Genomic DNA, 18,181 nt, shown 5'->3' on the forward strand with positions numbered 1-18,181 from the left:
GCCTCCAGCCCCCCCACCGCCACGCGCCGCCCCATCCGCGATCTGCCCGATGAACTCATCAGCCAGATTGCTGCGGGTGAAGTGGTGGAGCGCCCCGCTTCGGTGGTGCGCGAGCTGGTGGACAACGCGCTCGATGCGGGTGCCACGCAGATCACCGTGCGCCTGTCGGCCGGTGGCGTGCGGCTGATCACCGTGGAGGACGATGGCGGCGGCATCCCGCAAGAAGAGCTGCCCGTGGCCCTGCGCCGCCACGCCACCAGCAAGATCACCAACCTGAACGACCTGGAGACCGTGGCCACCATGGGCTTTCGGGGCGAGGCACTGGCGGCAATTGCCTCGGTGTCGGAGATGGCCCTGCTCTCGCGCCCGGCCGCGCAGGCCGGCGCCTTCTTGCTGGACGCGCGCAGCGGCGAGCTGCGCCCCGCCGCGCGCAGCACCGGCACCACGGTAGAGGTGAAGGAACTGTTCTTCTCCACGCCCGCGCGCCGCAAGTTCTTGAAGACCGACGCCACCGAGCTGGCGCACTGCATTGAATCGGTGCGCCGCCACGCACTGGCACGGCCCGACGTGGGCTTTGCCATCTGGCACGAAGGCAAGCTGGTAGAGCAGTGGCGCGCCACCTTTGTGCCCGGCCAGGGTGATCCGCAGGACGCCCATGACGCGCTGGCCCGCCGCCTGTCGGACGTGCTGGGCGAAGACTTCGTCACCCAGTCGGTCGCCGTGCAGCACCGCGTGGGCCCGGTCACCGTCACCGGCCGCGCAGGCCTGCCCGACGCGGCGCGCTCGCGGCCCGACCACCAGTATTGCTACGTCAACGGCCGCTTCGTGCGCGACAAGGTCCTCACGCACGCCGCCCGCAGCGCCTACGAGGACGTGCTGCACGGGCACAAGCAGCCCATTTATGCGCTGTATGTCGAGATCGACCCGTCGCGTGTGGACGTGAACGTGCACCCCACCAAGATCGAGGTGCGCTTTCGCGACAGCCGCGAGGTGCACCAGGCCGTACGCCATGCGGTGGAAAACGCGCTGGCTGCGCCCCGGGCGGCCGCATTGGCAGCCGCCGCGGCGGCACCCCCACCACCCGCAGCCGGTGATGGGGAGCATTTCAAGCCCCAGACGCCCCAAGCGCCGGTGTGGAATGCCCAGGCCGCTATCAAATTTGAAGAACGTGGTCACCGTGTGGAAGACCTGCAGGCCCTGTGGGGGCCGCGCAGTGCGACGCCTGCCAGCCCCGTGGCAAACCCCGCGCCGGGCGCGGCCGTGGGCGGTTTGTGGGCGCCCTCAGCCCAGGCAGATGCGCCCGCAACATGGGCAACGCCTGCCGCATCCCATGCATCTGCCACGCCCTGGGACGGTGCGCCGTCCGCACAGACGGCCGCTCCGGTTGCAGGCTCCCCCACCGAGCCCCTGGCCAGCAACCCACCCACGGCCTGGCCCGTGGGCCGCGATGGCAACGAAACCGCCTGGCCCCTGGGCAAGGCCGTGGCCCAGTTGCACGGCGTGTACATCCTGGCCGAAAACGCCCAGGGCATGGTGGTGGTGGACATGCATGCCGCCCACGAGCGCATCGTCTACGAACGCCTGAAGGCCCAGGTGGACAGTGGCGCGCGCATTGCCAGCCAGCCCTTGCTGATCCCGGCCACCTTCGCCGCCACGCCGCAGGAGGTCGCCACGGCCGAAGAGTCTGCCGACGTGCTGGCCACGCTGGGCCTGGAGGTGGTGCCCTTCTCGCCCAAGACGCTGGCCGTGCGCGCCGTGCCCACCACGTTGGCGCAGGGCGACCCGGTGGAGCTGGCCCGCAGCGTGCTGGCCGAGCTGGCCGCCCACGACGCCACCACCGTGGTGCAACGCGCCCGCAATGAAATCCTGGGCACCATGGCCTGCCACGGTGCCGTGCGGGCCAACCGCAAGCTCACCATCGACGAGATGAACGCCCTGCTGCGCCAGATGGAAACCACCGACCGCTCCGACCAGTGCAACCACGGCCGCCCCACCTGGCGGCAGTTGAGCATGAAGGAGCTGGATGCGCTGTTCCTGCGCGGTCGGTAGCGGCGGGCACTTCCCCGCCCGCGACATAGCCAGAGCCCTTTCCTCCAGCCATTGCCCACCGCCCTCCATGACCCAGCACCGCTACCACCGTACCACCCACGCCACCGCATCGCGCATGCTGGCAGCCACCACCACCCTGTGCGTGGCCTGGTCCGCCCACGCCGGGCGCCCCCTGACCGTGGACGATGCGGGCGTGGACGAGGTGGGCCATGGTCACGTCGAAGTGTGGTGGGAGGGCCAGCGCGGCCAGCCCGGCACGGTGTACATGGCCCCTGCCTTCACCCCCATGGCAGGACTGGAGTTGGGCGCCGTGTTGGCGCGTGACCGCAATGAACGCCACACCTTGCAAGGCGTGCAGGCCAAGTGGCTGTGGAGCCCCGCACAGGAGCAGGGCTGCAACGCAGGCAGCAGTGCCGGTGTCGTGCACCGGCGCCAGAGTGCTGGGCAAAGCGCGGGCAGCGTCGTGGCGCTCAACCTCATCGGCACATGCGCCGCGACCTGGGGCGTGGTCAATGCCAACCTGGGCAGCCAGCGCGAGCGCGGCCAGTCCTGGCGCGCCACCTGGGGCGCATCGGTGGAACGCAGCTGGGGTGCCATCACGCCGCACCTGGAGGCCTTTGGCACCCGGGGCAGCGCCCCCGCCTTTCAGACGGGTGCACGGTGGGAGTGGGCGCCTGGCAAGCAGCTCGACGCTACCGTGGGCCGCCAGCAAGGGCGCACCTTGTTGAGCCTGGGGTTTGCGCTGGGGTTCTGACACAAGCGCAACGCATAAAAAAAGCCCGCGCATGCGGGCTTTTTTGTGGGCGTTCGGCACGCCGCACTGTCACGGCCGATGTCGCGGTCAGTTGTCCCGCGCAGCCTTGGCGGTGTCGGCAAAGTCGCTGAACACGCCGTCCACACCCAGGTTGAAGAACAGCTTGTACTCGGCCTTGGGATCACCCTTGAAGTCCGAGGCCAGGCGCTTGGCTTCGTTCCGGAAGGTGTAGGCGTGCACGAACAGGCCTTCGGCGTGGGCGTTCTTCACCACGTCGGTGGGCGCCATCATCACGCGGTCGCGCTCGTCGATCTTGCCGTCGCCATTCAGGTCGTCGGCCTTGCCGTCCTTGTTCGCATCCACTTGCTTGGAGGGGATCAGGTACGGCTTCCAGGGACCAATGCCGTCGGCATAGGTCTTGACTTCCTTGAGACCTGCGGGGGTCAGGAGGCTGGCGAAGGTGCGCGAGTCACCGGCCACGGCAAAGTCATAGGGCTTGTCGTATGGGGCCACCAGGGACATGGTGCCATCGGGGTTCACATCGTCCGCGTCCACCAGCTGCACCAGGCGCACCTGGGTCTTGGTGCGCAGGTACTTGAGGTTGGAGACCTCGAACGACTGGATGATGACGGGCGAGCTCTTGGAGGTGTAGCCGTACTTGGCCAGGATGGCCAGCAGGCGGTCTTCCAGCGGCAGGCCTTGCTTGACGTGGTAGGTGGGGTGCTTGGTCTCGGGGTACACGCCAACGGTGCGGCCGGCCTTGGCGCCTTCGGTCTTGGCCAGGTCCAGCACTTCTTCAAAGGTGGGGATCTGGAACTTGCCGTTGTACGACTGGTCGCGGTCCGACAGAGGCTGGATGGCGCGCAGGGTCTTGAGTTCGGCCAGGGTGAAGTCGGTGACAAACCAGCCTTCCTCCTCTACGCCATCGACCACTTTCTTGGTCTTGCGGCCCGCAAACTCGGCGCGGGTGGAGACATCCGTGGTGCCCGTGATGTTGGGCTCATGGCGGGCAACCAGCACACCGTCCTTGGTGGCGACCAGGTCGGGCTCGATAAAGTCGGCGCCCATGTCGATGGCCAGCTTGTAGCCCTCCAGCGTGTGGTCGGGCCGGTAGCCCGCCGTGCCCCGGTGGCCGATCACCAGAGGCTTGTCGCCGTTCAGGGTGGGGTACGGATAGTTGTCGCTGCCGCCGCAGGCTGCCAGCGTGGCCACCATGGCCAGCGCTCCCCATTTCACACCAGTGATGTGCATGCTCTTCTCCTCGCTATGTTGTTGGTAGAACCGCCGAACTGTGGGGTCGGCATGTGACAAGACCATGACGTCCTTTTGGCAAACGCATGACGGTCGCACCACACATCAACCGCACCAATATGTGGCGAATATCTCGGCCACATTCCCCACCATTGTGCATAGGCATCGGCATGAACGTATAACTTTTGAACATAATTCGATGTTGCAGTGCGCCAAACCGGTGCGTTAGCGATCTTTGACGTTGTTGACCTTTTGATGCTGAAAGCCTTTTGAACCATGAAACACGCGACCGCCGAGAGCTTCCTTTCCCACGTGGCGCTCCGCAACCCCGGCCAGCCGGAATTCCTGCAAGCCGTCACCGAAGTGATGGAAAGCCTCTGGCCGTTCATTGCGCAGCACCCGCGCTATGCCGAGCATGGTCTGCTGGAGCGGCTGGTGGAGCCCGAGCGCATCGTGATGTTCCGCGTGTCCTGGGTGGACGACCATGGCGGCGTGCAGGTCAACCGGGGCTACCGCATCCAGCACAGCATGGCGATTGGCCCGTACAAAGGCGGCTTGCGTTTTCATCCGTCGGTCAACCTGTCGGTGCTCAAGTTCCTGGCGTTTGAGCAGACGTTCAAGAACGCGTTGACCACGCTGCCCATGGGTGGTGGCAAGGGCGGTTCCGACTTCGACCCCAAGGGCAAGAGCCCTGGCGAAGTCATGCGCTTTTGCCAGGCGTTCGTGACCGAGCTGTACCGCCATGTGGGCCCCGACACCGATGTGCCCGCCGGCGACATCGGCGTGGGCGGCCGCGAGGTGGGCTTCATGGCGGGCATGTACAAAAAGCTGGCCAACAACGCAGCCAGCGTGTTCACCGGCAAGGGCCTGTCGTTCGGCGGCTCGCTGATCCGCCCTGAAGCCACAGGCTACGGCACGGTGTACTTTGCGCAGGAAATGCTCAAGACCCGAGGCCGTTCGTTCGACGGCCTGCGCGTGTCGGTGTCCGGTTCGGGCAACGTGGCGCAATACGCCGTGCAAAAGGCGATGGAGCTGGGCGCCAAGGTGGTGACGGTGTCGGACTCCAGCGGCACCGTGGTGGACGAGGATGGCTTCACTCCCGAAAAGCTCGCCATCCTGATGGATGTGAAGAACCACCTCTACGGCCGCGTGAGCGACTACGCCGCCCGCACGGGTGTGAAGTTTGAAGCCGGTGTCCGCCCCTGGCATGTGAAGGTGGACGTGGCCCTGCCCTGCGCCACGCAAAACGAGCTGGACGAGAACGACGCGAAAACGCTGATCCAGAACGGCGTGCTCTGCGTGGCCGAGGGCGCCAACATGCCCTCGACCATCGAGGCCGCCAAGGCCTTTGAGGCCGCAGGCGTGCTGTACGCCCCCGGCAAGGCCAGCAACGCAGGCGGCGTGGCCACATCTGGCCTGGAGATGAGCCAGAACGCCGCCCGCCTGTCCTGGCCCCGCGAGGAGGTGGACGCCCGACTGCTGCAGATCATGCAGGGCATCCACGCAGCCTGCCTGCACTACGGCAAGCGCGCCGATGGCAGCGTGAGCTACATCGACGGCGCCAACATCGCCGGCTTCGTGAAGGTGGCCGACGCCATGCTGGCGCAGGGCGTGGTGTAAGGGGAAGGGCCGGGCCTTGGAACGTGTTTGCGTTCCAACAGCCTGTTCACACAGCAAATCACTGGGGCTTCGGCCCCTTTGTTTTTGGCGCGCAGCGCAGTGCAGGCTATGCTGCACTTGAAAACCAATACGCACACTTTCGGGAGTCCGCCGTGGAAATCTTCAGCTTCTTGAACGTCATGGTCGAAAAGGGAGGCTCGGACCTCTTTTTCAGTGTCGGTGCGCCGGTCAATCTCAAGATCGAAGGGGTCACGCACCCGTTGAAGATGCCCGCCTTGCTGCCCGGCCAGGTCAAGCAGCTGGCCTACGCGGTGATGAACGAAAAGCAGATCGGCGAGTTCGAGGCCAAGCAGGAGATGAACCTGTCGATCTCGGCCGAGAACCTGGGGCGCTTTCGGGTCAATGTATTCGTGCAGCGCGGCGAAACCGGCATGGTGGTGCGCTACATCAAGAACAAGATCCCGCCACTGGCCGCGCTGGGCCTGCCCCCGGTGCTGGAAAAGCTGGTGCTGCGCAAGCGCGGCCTGGTGCTGGTGACCGGGGCCACGGGCTCGGGCAAATCGACCACGCTGGCGTCGATGATCAACTACCGCAACGAGAACGTCACGGGCCACATCCTCACCATCGAAGACCCGCTGGAGTTTTTGCACGCGCACAAGCGCTCGGTGGTGGACCAGCGCGAGGTGGGCATCGACACGCAGTCGTACGAAGAGGCCCTGAAGAATGCGCTGCGCGAGGCGCCGGACGTGATCATGATCGGCGAGATCCGCGACCGCAACACCATGAAGCAGGCCATCGCCTATGCCGAGACCGGCCACCTGTGCCTGTCCACGCTGCACGCCAACAACGCCAACCAGGCCATGGAGCGGGTCATCAACTTCTTCCCCGAAGACGCCCACCACCAGCTACTGATGGACCTGAGCCTGAACCTGGCCGGCGTGATCTCTCAGCGCCTGATCCCCGGCCTGCACGAAAAGCTGGTGCCTGCGGTGGAGGTGATGCTCAACTCGCCCTACATCGCCGACCTGATCGCCAAGGGTGAGTTCTCGGGCATCAAGGAGGCCATGGGCCACAGCACCGAGATCGGCATGTGCACCTTTGACCAGGCGCTGTACCAGCTCTACACCGACAGCCGCATCTCGCTGGACGAGGCCCTGCACAACGCAGACTCGCGCACCGACCTGGCGCTGCGCGTGCGCCTGGCGGCCGGCGTGACCACGCAGGATGCAGGAGAGCTTTCCATCGATACCTCCTCGCCCATGCAGTCGGCCTCGCGGCTGTCGTGAACGGCGTGCTGGCGCCAGCGCCGGGACGGCGCCAGGGATATCGTCTGCTCCACCACTGCAAGCCACCGGCTCCCGTGCTTGATCCTCACCGAACTTTTGTACCTGCGCCAGAATCAGTCGGACGATGAAACGAATCCCTCTTCTTGCATCCCTGGGGCTGGTGGTGGCCGTGAGCGTGGGTTGCGCCACCCTTGACGCCAAGCAGCGCGAATGGATCTTCCAGCCCAGCGACCGCAGCTGGGGCGGCGCGCCGTCCACCGAAGGCATGCAGGACGTCTGGATCGAGTTCGCCTCCGACGCCAGCGGCAAGGCCGAGCGCCTGCACGGGCTGTGGCTGCCCCACACCCAGGCCAAGGCGCCAGTGCTGCTGTACCTGCACGGCGCGCGCTGGAACGTGGCGGGCTCGTCAGGCCGCATCCGGCGCATGCAGGAGCTGGGCTTTTCGGTGCTGGCCATCGACTACCGGGGCTTTGGGCGCAGCAGCGCAGGCCTGCCTTCCGAGGCCACCGCGGCCGAGGACGCCCGCGCCGCCTGGAACTGGCTGGCCGAGCAGCACCCGGACAAGCCGCGCTACATCTTCGGCCACTCGCTGGGCGGCGCCATTGCGATCGATCTGGCGCGCCAGGTGCCGGATGAAAAGGGCACCATCGTCGAAGGCACCTTCACCAGCATCCCCGACGTGGTCAGCACCTTCAAGTGGGGCTGGCTGCCGGTGTCGCCCCTTATCACGCAGCGGTTCGAATCCATCCGCAAGGTGGCCGAGATCGGCTCGCCGCTGCTGGTTGTGCATGGCAGCGACGACAGCCTGATCCGCCCCACGCTGGGCCGCCAGCTGTACGAGGCAGCGCGGGAGCCGAAGCAGTTTGTGCTGGTGGAAGGTGGCTCGCACCACAACACCAACTCTGTGGGCCAACGGCAGTACCGCGAGGCCGTGGCCTCGCTGTTTCACCTGAAGTAGGCGTATCGTCAGCGGCGCACCGCCTGCGCCAGCGCCGCCCAGGCCTTGAGGGTGAGCGGGTGGGTAAAGCCTGCCCCCGCCACGGGGTGGGACGACAGCTTGACCACCACCATCTCGGCGGCAGGGTTCACATGGATGAACTGGCCGTGGATGCCTGCAGCCTCGTAGGCGCCGTCGGCGTTGTGCAGCACCCACCACTGGTTGCGGTAGCTGTAGCCCGGCCGAAAGGCCATCCCCCCCATCTTGAACTTCTCGCGGTCGCCGCCCTTGGCCGTATCGTCGATCACGGCCTTGTCAAAAATCTTCTGGCCGTTGAAGCTGCCGCCCAGGCGCAGCATCTCGCCAAACCGCGCCAGATCGCGCGCCGTGGCATTGAGCCCCGCGCCCTGCAGGGGCGTGCCCACGCTGTCCACCATCACATGGGCGTCTTCCTCGGTGCCCAGCTTTTGCCAGATGTTGTCGCTCATCAACTCCGCCCAGTGTTTGCCGGTAGCGCGCGACACGATCCAGCCCAGCACCTCAGAATGCACGGTGCGGTACACAAAACCTGCGCCGTGTTCGCCTTCCTTCTTGAGCATCTTGAGGAAGTCGTAGACATTGGTCGGCCCCTGGTAACCAGGCGGACGGGGCAGCAGGCCGCTGGACCAGCTGTAGCCAAAAATCTCGGTGGTGGGGTCGGTGTAGACCTCGCGGAAGCGCACGGCGCCCGTCATGTCCATCACATCGCGCACCTTCATGTCGCCCCAGGCCGATTCGGCCAGCTCCGGCACGTACTTGGTCACCAGCGCCTCGGGGTCGATCTTGCCCTCGTGCGCCAGCTGCGCCGCCATGAGCCCGGTGAACGACTTGGTGACCGAGAAGAGCAGATGCGGCGAGTAGGGCTTCATCTGGTTGTCGTAGCGCTCGTACACCACGCGGCCCTTGTGCATCACCACCAGCGCATCGGTGTAGGTACGGGTGAACCATTGGTCCACCGTGATGGGCTGGCCCTTGTCGTCATCGAATGCCACTGCGCCCAGTGGTCGCGGGTCGGCCGGCAACGCAGATGGTGCCGCCGCGCCCCGGCGGATATTGCGCGTGGGCTGCAGCTCGCGCAGGTGCTGCACGGCCCAGCGCAGCTGCGGGTATTTGTACGAGTTGCTCAGGTCCACACGCTGCGCCCCTTCGGGTGGGAAGGTGCTCATGTAGCCCAGCTTGTCCAGCGTCACGGTCTCGGGCGCCGGTAGCGCCGGGGCCTGCGCCTGGGCTGGGGCCGCAAAGGCAACACCCAATGCCGCCGCAGCGCAGGCTGCCCGCCACAGCGCGGCGGGGGATGCGCCAGAACGCCGGGGCTGCGCAGGATGCGCAGGGTGAGCGGTTTGCGCCGCAGAGGCGCTGTGAGTCTTGTGCATGGCTTGTCTCCTTGTGGTGTTGTGTTGTGTTGCTTGATGCAGCATCCGGGCGAAGCGTCCCTCAGAACAGCGTCCAAGGCATGACGGGCTGCCAGCCACCGCCCCACCATGGTGCTGCGCCCCGCGCAAGGCAGGATGTCACCCGCGCGACCTTTGTCATACATAAATTTGCGCAAGTTCTCACCGCCTGGGTCCACCGCCCTGCCTGCAGCGCGCCCACCCCTTCTGGTACGCTCAGACAGATATGTCTGCCCCCTCAGCCACCGCAGCGTCTGCGGCCGCCCCTGTCTCAATCCATCCCGGCCTGGCCATTCTGGTGCTGGCCCTGCTCCTGTCCATCCAGCCCGTCACCACCGACCTGTATCTGCCCGCCCTGCCCGCGCTCACCCGCAGCCTGGGCGCCCCCATGGCGGCCGCGCAGCTCACGCTCAGCGGTCTGTTGCTCGCGTTTGGTTGCTCGCAAATGGTGTGGGGCCCGCTGTCTGACCGCTATGGTCGCCGCCCCATCCTGCTGGCTGGGCTCACCATCTACACCGTGGCCTCGCTGGGCAGTGCCTTTGCGCCGACCATGGGCCTGCTCATTCTGTGGCGCATCGCCCAGGGTGCTGCCATGGGGGCCGTGGTGATGTGCGCGCGCGCCATCGTGCGCGACCTGTACACCCCGCTGGAGGGCGCTCGCGCCATGTCCAAGGCGCTTACTGGGCTGGGTATCGTGGCCTGCATCTGCGCGCCCATGGGTGGCCTGCTGAGCGAATGGCTGGGCTGGCGTGCTGCACTGCTGGCACTCACGGTGTACGCCGTGGTCACGCTGGCGCTGGTGGCCTTGCGCTTGCCCGAGACCCTGGCCCACCGCAACCCCCAAGCGCTGCAGCCCCGTGCGCTGGTGGGCACCTGGCAACAGGTGTTGCGCAGCCCCACCTTCTGGGCGTTTTCGCTGCAGACCACGGCCACCTATGGCGGGCTGTTCACCTTTCTGGCGTCGTCCTCGTTCGTCTACATCGACGTGCTGGGCCTCACGCGCACCATGTATGGCTGGGTCATGGCGTCTGCCTGCGTGGCCTACTTTGCGGGCACCTTTGTGTGCCGCGCTCTGCTGGCGCGGTTTGGCCTGCAGCGCACGGTGGCCATTGCCGGGGCCTTGAGCGCCGGGGGCGGCACGCTGATGGCGCTGGTGGCCTGGATGGGCTGGCACCACCCCTGGGCACTGACGCTGCCGTTCTACCTGTTCATGGTGGCGCACGGCATCCACCAGCCCTGCGGGCAAAGTGGCGCGGTGGGGCCCTTCCCCAAGGCGGCGGGCGTCGCATCGGCCCTGAACGGCTTCACGATGATGCTGGCGGCCTTTGCCATTGGTGGCTGGCTGGGCCTGCGGCTCGATGGCACGGTGTGGCCGCTGGTCAACGGCATCTGGTTCTGGTCGGTGGTGCTGGCCGTGATCTCGTGGACGCTGGTGCAGAAGTTTGGAGCGCCCCGTGAGCACGCCTGACACTCTACCTACCATCGCCCTGGCGGGCCCCACGGCGTCGGGCAAGACCGCCGGCGCGCTGGCGCTGGCCGCCGTGCTGGGCAAACAGGGCCGGCCGGTCGAGATCATCAGCGTGGACTCGGCCCTGGTGTACCGGGGCATGGACATTGGCACCGCCAAGCCCACGCCCGACGAGCGCGCCGCCGTGCCGCACCACCTCATCGACATCCGCGATCCGCTGCAGGCCTACAGCGCCGCCGAGTTTGTGCAGGACGCCACCCGGCTCATCGCCGAGATCCGCGCGCGCGGCGCACTGCCCCTGCTGGTGGGCGGCACCATGCTGTACTTCAAGGCACTGTTTGATGGCATTGACGACATGCCCGCCGCCGACCCCGAGGTACGCGCCAAGATCGAAGCCCAGGCGGCCGAGCAGGGCTGGCCCGCCCTGCATGCCGAGCTGGCGCGTGTGGACCCAGTGACGGCCGCGCGCCTGGCCCCCGGCGACAGCCAGCGCATTCAACGTGCACTGGAGGTGTGGCATGTCTCGGGCCAGCCGTTGTCGAGCTTTCACACTATTAAAAAAGTAGCAGACAACACGAGTAACACCGGCGCTAGCGCGCTTTTTTCCTTGGAACCCGACAACCGGGCCTGGCTGCACGAGCGCATCGCCCAGCGTTTCGACACCATGCTGGCCGGAGGATTCATTGATGAGGTGGCGGCCCTGCGCGCACGCGGTGACCTGCATCCCGACCTGCCCTCCATGCGCTGCGTAGGCTACCGGCAGGTGTGGGAGGAGCTTGACTTCCAGGCCAGCCGTCCTGCGGGCACCCCGTTGAACACTGCCTTCCTGCGCGAACGCGGCATTGCCGCCACACGGCAACTGGCCAAGCGCCAGATCACCTGGCTGCGCAGCATGCCGCAGCGCCAAGCCATCGCCTGCGACCAGCCCCATGCCGTGGCCACGCTGGTGCAGGCCGTGCTGCAACGCCTGGAGCAGCCCACGCCATGACGCTGCTGCGTGTGGAGAACCTGGGCAAGCACTACGGCAGCACGCCGGTGTTCGCCAACGTGCAGTTCGCCGTGGCACCCGGCGAGTTTGTGGCCATCGTGGGCGATTCGGGCGTGGGCAAGTCCACCCTGCTCAACTGCCTGGCGGGGCTGGATACTTGGGACACCGGCGGCATCACCCACGGCACCACCGACCTGGGCCAGCTCGACGACACCGCCCGTGCGCTGTGGCGCCGTGCGCATGTGGGCTTTGTGTTCCAGGCCTTCCACGTGCTGCCGCACCTGGACGTGGCGCAGAACGTGGCCCTGCCGCTGATGCTGCTGGGCCAAACCGACGCGGCCCGGGTGCAGCACATGCTGGCCGCCGTGGGCCTGGAGGCCTTCAGCGCACGGCTGCCGCAGCAGCTCAGCGGCGGCCAGCTGCAGCGCGTGGCCATCGCCCGCGCACTGGTACACCGCCCCGCCCTGCTGCTGGCCGACGAGCCCACCGGCAACCTCGATCCCACCACTGCCACGCGCGTGATGGACCTGCTGCTGGCGCAGACACGCGAGCACGGCGCATCGCTGGTGCTGGTCACCCATTCCGACGCTGCTGCGGCGCGGGCCGACCGGGTGCTGCGCCTCACTGCCAGCGGCATCGCCGCCTAGGCAAACCCGAACTTCAGCGAAGGCGTGGAGCGGATCACACAACCCAGCGCAGCGGTTCTGGCTAGGCGCTGCGTCGCAGGCAGTACTTTTAGTACGACAAGACGCAGCAACAACGCCAGAAGGGTTGTGTGAGCCGCGCTCACTCGATGTTCAGCCGCTGCGCCGCCTTGTTCACCTTCTTGGGCAGGTTCAGCGTCAGCACGCCGTTGTCGTACTTGGCCTTGGCCTGCGCGGCGTCCACATCGGCGGGCAGCTGGAAGCTGCGGGCCACAGCGCCAAAGTAGCGCTCGCTGCGCAGCACCTTTTCGCCCTCGCGCTTTTCATCGTGCTGGCGCACCTCGGCACGCAGGCTCACCACATTGCCTTCGAGCGAGACATGGATGTCCTCCTTGGCCACGCCGGGCACCTCGGCCTGCACCGTGTAGCCACCTTCGGTTTCCTTCACATCCACCTTGATCTGGCTGGGCGAAGGCAGGTTGTCGCCATGCAGCGGGCGCACGTAAAAGCCGGGGGCAATGTCCTTGAAAAAGTCGTCAAACAGACTGCCACGGGTCACAAGAGAGTTCATGGTTTTGGCTCCTGAAAAGGGGTTGAAACAGACAACTGAGCCAGCGCAGGAGGGCGGGCCCTGACTCCAAGATAGGCCTGCGGTATCGCGGCTTCAAGGGGGTTGAAATGCAAGGTTGATGTGCGTCAAAAACCCAGGCTCCCAACGCCTGCGGCCACAATGCTGGCCATGCTCGCCCTGCTCCGCACCTTCTCCTGGCAAGACCTGCGCCACCACCCCTGGCGCAGCGCCGCAGCGGTGGCGGCCGTGATGCTGGGTGTGGCGCTGGCGTTTGCGGTGCATGTGATCAATGCGTCGGCGCTGGACGAGTTCTCGCAGGCCGTGCGCGCCGTCAACGGCCAGCCCGACCTGGAGCTGCGCGCCATGCAAGGCAGCCTGCCCGAGACGCTGTACGAACGCCTGGCCACCGACCCGCAAGTGGCCCGCGCCAGCCCGCTGCTGGAGCTGTCGGCCGTAGCGCAAGCAGCTACAACAGCGGGCGCCAAAGACCTGTCCCTTCGCACTCCCATCCGCGTGCTGGGCGCTGATGCACTGCTGCTGCCCACCATGGCCCCGGCACTGGTGCCGCGCCCCTGGGACAGCGCCGACCGGTTCGCCCTCTTCGCACCCGCCACAGTGTTCCTCAACACGGCCGCGCTGCAGGTGCTGGGGCTTTCTGCCGCCGCTCCAGCACCACCCTCGCCCCTGCCCCGCCTCACGCTGCAGGTGGGTTTGCAACAGGCGCTCACGGTGCAGGTGGCGGGCACCGTGACCGCCGGCGGCGCGCCGCTGGCCGTGATGGACATTGGCGCTGCGCAAGACCTGTTTGGCCGTGCAGGCGCACTCACCCGCATCGACCTGCAACTGCAGCCCGGCACCGACCGCACTGCGTGGGAGACCGCACTGCGCGCGCAGCCCGGCTGGCCTGCCAACCTGGTGCTGGCGCAGCCCGGCGATGCCACCCAGCGCATCAGCAACCTGTCACGCGCCTACCGGGTCAACCTGACGGTGCTGGCGCTGGTGGCACTGTTCACCGGGGCGTTTCTGGTGTTCTCGGTGCTGGCCCTCAGCGTGGCGCAGCGCGGGCCGCAGTTTGCGCTGCTGGCCGTGCTGGGCGCCACACCTCGCCAGCGGCTGGCGCTGGTGCTGGCAGAGTCGGCAGCGCTGGGCCTGCTGGGCAGCGTGCTGGGCATCGCCCTGGGCACCGCGCTGGCCGCCACCGCATTGCAACTGCTGGGCGGCGACCTGGGCGGCGGCTACTTTGCGGGCGTGCGGCCCGCGCTGCAATGGAGCGCCCCCCCCGCCCTGGTGTACGGCGCACTGGGCGTGGCGGCCGCCTTGGCAGGTGGCTGGTGGCCCGCCCGCGCCGCGCAGACCCTGCCCCCGGCCCAGACCCTGAAGGGCCTCGGCGCCGCAGCCAGCCAGGCGGACAAGGGCACTCTTGGTATCGTTTTGATAGCTACCGGGGCAATTTTGACTAGCGCTCCACCCGTATTTGGCATTCCACTGGCTGCCTACGTCGCCATTGCCCTGCTGCTGGTGGGCGGCATCGCCCTGCTGCCCTGGGGCATGGCCCGGTTGCTGGCGTGGCTGCAGCCCCTGGCCGCACGCCATGCACTGCCACTGCTGGCGCTGGAGCGCGCGCGGCGCATGCGCGGTAGCGCGGCCGTCGCGGTGGGCGGTGTGGTCGCGTCCCTCAGCCTGGCCGTGGCGCTGACGGTGATGGTGTCCAGCTTTCGCGGCTCGGTCACGCAGTGGCTGGACGCGGTGCTGCCGTCGCCGCTGTACGTGCGCTCGGCCATCGGTGGAGGCGGCACGGGCGGCGGGGAGGCCGCGTTGCTGCCTGCGGGCTTTGCAGAAGCCGTAGCCCAGTTGCCGGGGCTGGACCGCGTGCAGCCCCTGCGCGCCAGCCCACTGCAGCTGTCCCCCACTCTGCCCGCCCTCACAGTGCTGAACCGCCCCTTGGGCGATGAGCCTGCGCAGACCCTGCCCCTGGTGGGCGAGGCCCTGCCGGTGCCCCCCGGCCGCACCGGCGTGTACATCAGCGAGGCCGTGGTGGACCTGTACGGCCTGCGCCCCGGCATGGAGTGGCCTGCACTTTCCAAGGCTTTTAGCGCCCAAGCGCTAGAGAATCATGCGCCCGCAGCTATCTTTTACATAGCAGGCATCTGGCGGGACTACGCCCGGCAAACCGGCGCCGGGGTAATGGACCGCGCCGTGTGGCTGCGCCTGACCGGCGACGCCCGCACCAGCGACCTGGCCCTGTGGCCCAGCGAGGGCACCGATGTGTCGGCCCTGAAGGCGTCCATCCGCGCGCTCGCCGCAACGCAAGCCGGCCGCCAACCCTCCACTGCGGCGGGTGGCACCACGGGCGACGGCAACGAGGCCCTGGTGGAATTCAGCTCCGCCGCCACCATCCGCGAACGCTCGCTGCGCATCTTCGACCGCAGCTTTGCCGTTACCTACTGGCTGCAGGCCGTCGCCATCGGCATCGGCCTGTTCGGCGTGGCCGCCAGCTTCAGCGCCCAGGTGCTGGCCCGTCGCAAGGAGTTCGGCCTGCTCGCCCACTTAGGCCTCACACGGCGGCAAATCCTGACCGTGGTGGCGGGCGAAGGAGCCGCGTGGACGGCGGTGGGTGCAGCGGCGGGGGTGCTGCTGGGGCTGGCTGTGTCCGTGGTGCTGGTGCACGTGGTCAACCCGCAGAGTTTTCACTGGACGATGGATTTGGCGGTGCCGGGTTGGAGGTTGCTGGGGCTGTGTGCTGCCGTTGTTGTGTCGGGCACGGTCACCGCATGGCTGGCGGGCCGGGCGGCGGCGGGAAGGGATGCGGTGATGGCGGTGAAGGAGGATTGGTGAAGATACAAGCTACCCCATGGAACACCGCGACAATGCAACTATGTCTTTTCAACAGAACACCTCCGGACCTTGCCACCCTCAAGATCGCGCCCCCTGGCTGCACGAAGCCATCGCCCGCATCGAAGCCGACTACCAGCGCAGTGCCGACACCCACCTGATCCCGCTGCGCTTGCCCGCGTTTGCTGCGCATGGCATTGACCTGTACCTCAAGGACGAATCCACCCACCCCACGGGCAGCCTGAAGCACCGGTTGGCGCGGTCGCTGTTTTTGTATGCGCTGTGCAATGGCTGGGTGCATGAGGGGTCGACCATCGTCGAGTCGTCTAGCGGCTCCACGGCGGTGAGTGAGGCTTACTTTGCCCGGCTGCTGGGGTTGCCGTTTGTGGCGGTGATGCCGCGCAGCACGTCGCCAGAAAAGATCGCTCAGATCGAGTTCCATGGTGGGCGTTGCCACTTTGTGGACAGTGCGGGCGCGGTGTATGACGCTGCGCGTGCGATTGCCGAGCAGACAGGCGGCCACTACATGGACCAGTTTACCTATGCCGAGCGCGCTACCGACTGGCGCGGCAACAACAACATTGCCGAGAGCATGTTCACGCAGATGGCGCGCGAGCCGCACCCTGTGCCGCGCTGGATTGTGGTGGGCGCGGGCACGGGTGGCACCAGCGCCACCATTGGCCGCTATGTGCGCTACCAGCGCCATGCCACGCAGGTGTGTGTGGCCGACCCAGCGGGGTCGGTGTTCAGCGCCTACCACCGCACGGGCGATGCGCAGTTGACGGCGCCAGGATCCCGCATTGAAGGCATTGGTCGCCCACGGGTGGAGCCAAGCTTCATCCGCACGCTGGTGGACCGCATGGTGGACGTGGCGGACTGCGAGTCCATCGCCGCCATGCGCGCGCTGTCGCAGTTGCTGGGACGGCGCGTGGGGCCGTCCACCGGCACCAACTTTGTGGCCATGCTCGCACTGGCCAGCGAGATGCGCGAGCGGGGCGAGCGCGGCTCCATCCTGTCGCTGCTGTGTGATGCGGGCGAACGGTACTTGCCCACGTATTTCGACACTGAATGGGTGGACCGCACGTTTGGTGATTGCTCGGCCGCACAGCAGAAGATAGCCGCACTGATCGGCTGACGCCCGCTCCCCTCCGCACCATGCCCTTTTCTGCTTTGCCTCCAGGCCTGTTGACGCAACCAAGTGGCCCTCTGGCCACGCGACGCCAGTGGCTGGTAACGCGGGTGCCCGTGGGCCTGGCAGCCGTCGGTGCTGCAGGGTGGTTGCCCGAGACAGCGCATGCATTGCCTGCACGGGCGTTGAGCTTTCCCCGTGACCACGGCAGCCACCCGGAGCTGCGTACTGAGTGGTGGTACATCACCGGCCAGGTGCAGGCGCAGGGGCAACCGTGGGGCTTTCAGATCACATTCTTTCGCTCGCGGGTCGATGCAACGCAACAGCTGCAGTCGGCGTTTGCTGCCAAACACCTGCTGTTCGCGCACGCCGCCATCACCGATGTGCGCGGGCAGCGGCTGGTGCATGACCAGCGCATTGCGCGCGCAGGGTTTGGTGTGGCGCAAGCCAGCGAGGCCGACACCCGCATCCGCCTGCAGGACTGGACGCTGGAACGCAGGGACACGGCACGCGGCAAGCCAGACTTTGCAGCCAGCCGCTACATCACACACATCGTGGGCAGCGAGTTTGGGCTGGACCTGGTGTTTGACAGCACCCAGCCCGTGCTGTTGCAAGGGCAGCAGGGGCTGTCCCGCAAGGGGCCGGACGCCGAGCAGGCCAGCTACTACTACAGCCAGCCTCAGCTCACCGTCAGCGGTACCTTGCAGGTGGGCAACAAACGCATGGTGGTGACGCCCGACACGGGCCGCGCCTGGATGGACCACGAGTGGAGCGAGGCCCTGCTGCACCCCGAGGCCCAGGGGTGGGACTGGATTGGCATGAACCTGCATGATGGAAGTGCGCTCACGGCCTTCCGACTGCGGCGGGCTGATGGCACCGCGCTGTGGGCGGGCGGATCGTGGCGGGCACCCGGGCAGCCGGTGCAGGTGTTTGGCGCACAGTCTGTGGCGTTCACCCCCTTGCGGTGGTGGGCCAGCCCGCGCAGTGGCGCGCGCTACCCGGTGCAGTGGCGGGTGGAAACGCCCGCAGGCAGCTTTGACGTGAATGCGCTGCTGGAAAGCCAGGAGCTGGACAGCAGCGGTTCAACGGGGGCCATCTATTGGGAAGGGCTGTCGGACCTGATGAGCGCCAGAGGCCAACCCATAGGTAGGGGCTACCTGGAGATGACTGGATACGCAAAGCCGCTGCGCCTGTAAAAGCAGCAGCGGCTTGATGTCAGAAA

Annotated in this window: 14 protein-coding genes; 11 read left to right on the top strand and 3 right to left on the bottom strand. The window is 67.1% G+C overall.

The annotated features are described in order from the left end of the window. The first annotated feature begins 33 nt into the window (after positions 1 to 33). Positions 34 to 2,049, top strand: coding sequence for a DNA mismatch repair endonuclease MutL (gene mutL / locus AC07X4_RS09550; RefSeq protein ID WP_494739964.1), 2,016 nt, complete (start codon positions 34 to 36; stop codon positions 2,047 to 2,049). Between the two features lie 67 nt (positions 2,050 to 2,116). Further along, positions 2,117 to 2,803 carry a PA4824 family protein gene (locus AC07X4_RS09555; protein ID WP_494739940.1) on the top strand — a complete coding sequence of 229 codons (687 nt, stop codon included), beginning with the start codon at positions 2,117 to 2,119 and terminating at the stop codon, positions 2,801 to 2,803. A gap of 87 nt (positions 2,804 to 2,890) precedes the next feature. On the opposite strand, the gene AC07X4_RS09560 is transcribed toward AC07X4_RS09555, so the two are convergent. Further along, a complete protein-coding gene (locus AC07X4_RS09560) occupies positions 2,891 to 4,054 on the bottom strand; it encodes a glycerophosphodiester phosphodiesterase (protein WP_108499002.1) in 1,164 nt (387 codons plus the stop codon). 276 nt (positions 4,055 to 4,330) lie between these two features. Here AC07X4_RS09560 and gdhA point away from each other — a divergent pair, with 276 nt between their 5' ends. The 3 genes from gdhA to AC07X4_RS09575 all read left to right on the top strand — a co-directional run bounded on the left by gdhA (position 4,331) and on the right by AC07X4_RS09575 (position 7,918). Then, entirely contained in the window at positions 4,331 to 5,674 is a 1,344-nt protein-coding gene (gene gdhA, locus AC07X4_RS09565) for an NADP-specific glutamate dehydrogenase (protein WP_108499001.1), read from the top strand. Between the two features lie 152 nt (positions 5,675 to 5,826). After that, positions 5,827 to 6,960 carry a PilT/PilU family type 4a pilus ATPase gene (locus tag AC07X4_RS09570; RefSeq protein ID WP_260666836.1) on the top strand — a complete coding sequence of 378 codons (1,134 nt, stop codon included), beginning with the start codon at positions 5,827 to 5,829 and terminating at the stop codon, positions 6,958 to 6,960. Between the two features lie 124 nt (positions 6,961 to 7,084). After that, the gene (locus AC07X4_RS09575; protein WP_494739941.1) at positions 7,085 to 7,918 is read left to right on the top strand and encodes an alpha/beta hydrolase; all 834 of its coding nucleotides are present in this window, start codon (positions 7,085 to 7,087) and stop codon (positions 7,916 to 7,918) included. Between the two features lie 8 nt (positions 7,919 to 7,926). Here AC07X4_RS09575 and AC07X4_RS09580 read toward each other — a convergent pair whose 3' ends face one another. Continuing rightward, complete coding sequence (locus AC07X4_RS09580) at positions 7,927 to 9,309, bottom strand: serine hydrolase domain-containing protein (RefSeq protein ID WP_494739942.1); 1,383 nt, start codon at positions 9,307 to 9,309, stop codon at positions 7,927 to 7,929. 244 nt (positions 9,310 to 9,553) lie between these two features. On the opposite strand from AC07X4_RS09580, the gene AC07X4_RS09585 reads away from it, so the two are divergent. From AC07X4_RS09585 to AC07X4_RS09595, 3 genes are read left to right on the top strand one after another with little or no spacing between them, the layout of a single operon-like run. Then, positions 9,554 to 10,795: a multidrug effflux MFS transporter gene (locus tag AC07X4_RS09585; protein WP_494739943.1), complete on the top strand. Its 1,242-nt coding sequence runs from the start codon at positions 9,554 to 9,556 to the stop codon at positions 10,793 to 10,795. Then, positions 10,782 to 11,783, top strand: coding sequence for a tRNA (adenosine(37)-N6)-dimethylallyltransferase MiaA (miaA, locus tag AC07X4_RS09590; protein WP_494739944.1), 1,002 nt, complete (start codon positions 10,782 to 10,784; stop codon positions 11,781 to 11,783). The genes AC07X4_RS09585 and miaA overlap by 14 nt, the downstream gene beginning before the upstream one ends. Continuing rightward, positions 11,780 to 12,430, top strand: coding sequence for an ABC transporter ATP-binding protein (locus AC07X4_RS09595; RefSeq protein ID WP_494739945.1), 651 nt, complete (start codon positions 11,780 to 11,782; stop codon positions 12,428 to 12,430). The genes miaA and AC07X4_RS09595 overlap by 4 nt, the downstream gene beginning before the upstream one ends. 139 nt (positions 12,431 to 12,569) lie before the next feature. On the opposite strand, the gene AC07X4_RS09600 is transcribed toward AC07X4_RS09595, so the two are convergent. Next, positions 12,570 to 12,998: an Hsp20/alpha crystallin family protein gene (locus AC07X4_RS09600; protein WP_056743473.1), complete on the bottom strand. Its 429-nt coding sequence runs from the start codon at positions 12,996 to 12,998 to the stop codon at positions 12,570 to 12,572. Positions 12,999 to 13,157: 159 nt separating this feature from the next. Between AC07X4_RS09600 and AC07X4_RS09605 the strand changes: the two genes are divergently transcribed. From AC07X4_RS09605 to AC07X4_RS09615, 3 genes are read left to right on the top strand one after another with little or no spacing between them, the layout of a single operon-like run. After that, positions 13,158 to 15,833 carry an ABC transporter permease gene (locus AC07X4_RS09605; RefSeq protein ID WP_494739946.1) on the top strand — a complete coding sequence of 892 codons (2,676 nt, stop codon included), beginning with the start codon at positions 13,158 to 13,160 and terminating at the stop codon, positions 15,831 to 15,833. 40 nt (positions 15,834 to 15,873) lie between these two features. After that, positions 15,874 to 16,965 carry a PLP-dependent cysteine synthase family protein gene (locus AC07X4_RS09610; RefSeq protein ID WP_494739947.1) on the top strand — a complete coding sequence of 364 codons (1,092 nt, stop codon included), beginning with the start codon at positions 15,874 to 15,876 and terminating at the stop codon, positions 16,963 to 16,965. A 20-nt stretch (positions 16,966 to 16,985) separates the two neighbouring features. Beyond that, positions 16,986 to 18,155 (top strand): lipocalin-like domain-containing protein, encoded by a 1,170-nt coding sequence (locus AC07X4_RS09615; RefSeq protein ID WP_494739948.1) that lies wholly within the window; start codon positions 16,986 to 16,988, stop codon positions 18,153 to 18,155. Positions 18,156 to 18,181: the final 26 nt, after the last annotated feature.

The organism is Acidovorax sp. GW460-11-11-14-LB4 (assembly GCF_059423685.1).